Genomic DNA, 3,402 nt, shown 5'->3' on the forward strand with positions numbered 1-3,402 from the left:
GCAGGTTGGCTTCCAACACCGCACCGGCGTACAGCGCCAGGCTGCTGATGGTGACTTCTGGCAGGCCGAATTTAAAGCGGATCATCTCGCCCTGTTCGGTCACGCGTAGGCCACCTTTCAGGCTGCCTGGTGGTTGTGAGAGCAGAGCGGCGTGCGCAGGTGCGCCACCACGGCCAATTGAGCCACCACGGCCATGGAACAGCGTTAGCGCCACTCCGGCCTTCTCACAGGTTTTGATCAGTGCGTCCTGTGCACGGTATTGCGCCCAGGAGGCAGCCATCACGCCAGCATCTTTTGCCGAGTCGGAATAGCCGATCATGACCATCTGTTTGCCCTGAATAAAGCCGCGATACCAGTCGATGTTCAGCAACTGGGTCATCACGTCCTCGGCGTTGTTCAGATCGTCGAGGGTTTCGAACAGTGGGGCCACCGGTAGCGCGAATGGGCAACCAGTCTCCTTCAATAACAGGTGCACGGCCAAGACATCGGACGGGGTACGTGCCATGGAAATGACGTAGGCGGCGATCGAACCTTGTGGCGCTTCGGCGACCACCTTGCAGGTTTCCAGCACTTCCTGAGTGTCTGCACTCGGCTCCCACTTCAGCGGCACCAGCGGACGCTTGGAGTTCAGTTCACGGATCAGGAACGCCTGTTTGTCGGCTTCTGACCAGCTTTCATAATCCCCCAGGCCCAGATAGCGGGTAAGTTCGGCAATGGCTTCGGTATGGCGGGTACTTTCCTGACGTACATCGATGCGTACCAGCGGCACGCCAAAGCAGCGCACGCGGCGCAAGGTGTCCAGCAGTTGGCCGTTGGCGATAATGCTCATGCCACAGGCCACCAAAGATTGGTAGCAGGCGTATAGCGGTTCCCACAGCTGCTCGTTATTTTCCAGCAGATCGTGCGGACGCAGGACGCGTTCTCCTTTCAGGCGGCCTTCAAGGTAGGCCTGGGAGCTCATCAACTGGCTGCGCAGTTGCTTCATCAATTCGCGATAAGGTTCTTGTACTTCGTCACCACCGGCCAATTCCCGCAGTTCCGGGGTACATTCGGTCATCGACAGTTCGGAAACCAGCACCTGAATATCACGGGTGAACAGATCGCAGGCCTTCCAGCGGCTTAGCAACAGCACGTGACGGGTGATTTCAGCGGTCACGTTCGGGTTACCGTCGCGGTCGCCGCCCATCCAGGAGGTAAAGCGGATAGGTACGGCTTCTACCGGCAGGCGGTAATCGATGGAATTTTCCAGTTGTTCGTTGAATTCGCGCAGGAAGGCCGGTACGCCTTCCCACAGGCTGTTTTCCACCACGGCAAAGCCCCATTTGGCTTCATCGACCGGGGAGGGACGATTCTTGCGGATCTCGTCGGTATGCCAGGACTGTGCGACCAACTGGCGCAGACGGCGCATGATTTTATTGCGCTCGTAGTCGGCCAGATCGTTATGGTCCAACTGGCTCAGACAGGTGTTCACCTCAACCAGCTTGTGGATCAGGGTGCGGCGGGTAATTTCCGTTGGGTGAGCGGTCAGGACCAGCTCGATGGAAAGATCGTCCACCGCCTTTTGCAGCTGTTTGTTGTCCAGCTTGTTGTCTTTCAGTTTGGTAAACAACTGCGCCAAGGCTTCCGGGTTGCTGGCCGCTTCGCCGTGCGGCGAGATGCTGTGGTATTGCTCAGCAACGTTGGTCAGGTTAAGGAATTGGCTGAAAGCGCGGGCAACGGGCAGCAGCTCATCGTTGGACAGGTTCTGCAGCGTGGAGAGCAGCTCCTGACGATGCGCCTCGTTACCGGCACGTGAAGATTTGGAAAGCTTACGGATAGTTTCAACGCGATCGAGAATATGCTCGCCCAGCGCTTCTTTAATGGTATCGCCTAGCAGTTTGCCGAGCATACTGACATTACTTCGCATTGCCGAATATTGTTCGTTCATATAATCCCTGACCCAGTTCTTTGCATACTTATCATCCTCCGATCGTGGTGTTTTTCACCACGACCTGAACACGATGAGTACGTGATTTTTCATCTTGTAAGTAAATTTCACGTGCCGTCGCAGCCTGCCGGTTTTAGCCGATCACGTGCCTGTCCAATCATCAATTGACACTATTTTTAGCAAAAAAACATCAAATTCGGCGTATTTTCTGAAATTTAATTACGCGCTGCCGGTTATCAGTCTGGCTTATCGGCTTAAATCACTACGTCTTAATAGCTAGGGAAGGGTAACCCATTCCCCTGTTGTTATTAAGGTTTATTGCCGGCAGAAATGGTCGACCATCTGACCCAGCAGCTTACGCGTTGGTTCAATAAACGTGGTATCCAGATATTCATCCGGCTGATGCGCCTGGTTGATCGAACCTGGGACGAGCACCAGCGTTGGGCATACTTCCTGGACGAACGGTGCTTCGGTGCAGTAATTGACCACTTCGGTGCGTGAACCCAGCAGTTTTTCAATCACCGCCACCATGTGATGGTCAGTTGGGCATTCGTAGCCTGGGATCGGCGGATGCAGCTCATCGATCGTCAAACGGCCCGGCCAACGTTGGCTTACCGGCGCCAGCGCTTCGTGCAGGAGTTCGTTGATGTTATCCAGCGTCATCCCCGGCAGCGGACGGATATCCATATGCAGTTCACAGCAGGCACAGATACGGTTAGCCGCATCGCCACCGCTGATATGGCCAAAGTTCATGGTTGGGTAAGGCACCGCAAACGCCGGGTTGTTGTAGCGCTCCTGTAGCGTTTTACGCAATTCCATCAGATGCCCGATGGACTCATGCATCAGATCGATGGCATTGACGCCGCGCGCCGGATCGCTCGAATGGCCCGACTGGCCAACGATGCGGATCGCACTGGAGATATGGCCTTTGTGCGCGCGTACCGGTTGCAGCGAGGTTGGCTCGCCGATGATGGCAAAGTCCGGGCGGATTTTGCTGGAGGCAGCAAAGTAACGTGCGCCAGCCATCGTCGTTTCTTCATCAGCGGTGGCCAGGATGTGTAGCGGTTTGGTTAGCTTGCTGGCATCGATATCGCGTACCGCATCCAGGATAAAGGCGAAGAAGCCCTTCATGTCAGCAGTACCCAGCCCGTACAGCTTGTTGTCGTGCTCGGTCAGGGTAAAAGGATCTCGCGTCCAGCGCCCCTGATCGTAGGGTACCGTGTCGGTATGGCCCGCCAGCAGCAGGCCGCCGCTGCCTTCACCGAGGCTGGCCAGCAGGTTGAATTTGTTGCGGGTGTCCGGCACGGGCTGCACGTCGACGCGGAAGCCCAAATCGTTGAACCAGCCAGCCAGCAAGTTGATTAATGCTTCATTACTCTGATCGAGGGCGCCATCGGTGGCGCTGATCGACGGAGTGGCGATCAACGCCCGGTACAGCTCAATAAATGGAGGTAATTTCATCTTCACTGTTGACA

2 protein-coding genes are annotated in these 3,402 nt (G+C 55.9%); both read right to left on the minus strand.

Annotated features, from left to right (window positions below):
* The coding region (ppc, locus tag ACLQ7H_RS28185) for a phosphoenolpyruvate carboxylase (RefSeq protein ID WP_411755523.1) at nt 1–1,927 on the minus strand (1,927 nt) is incomplete at its 3' end.
* Between the two features lie 315 nt (nt 1,928–2,242).
* Complete coding sequence (gene argE / locus ACLQ7H_RS28190) at nt 2,243–3,388, minus strand: acetylornithine deacetylase (protein WP_411755524.1); 1,146 nt, start codon at nt 3,386–3,388, stop codon at nt 2,243–2,245.
* Between the last annotated feature and the right edge of the window lie 14 nt (nt 3,389–3,402).

Source organism: Serratia sp. (in: enterobacteria), from assembly GCF_046715635.1.
In the GTDB taxonomy this organism is placed as follows: domain Bacteria; phylum Pseudomonadota; class Gammaproteobacteria; order Enterobacterales; family Enterobacteriaceae; genus Chania.

What these genes read in the sequence shown, in the direction of transcription:
- argE (WP_411755524.1), bottom strand. Translation starts at nt 3,388, where the DNA reads ATGAAATTACCTCCATTTATTGAGCTGTACCGGGCGTTGATCGCCACT.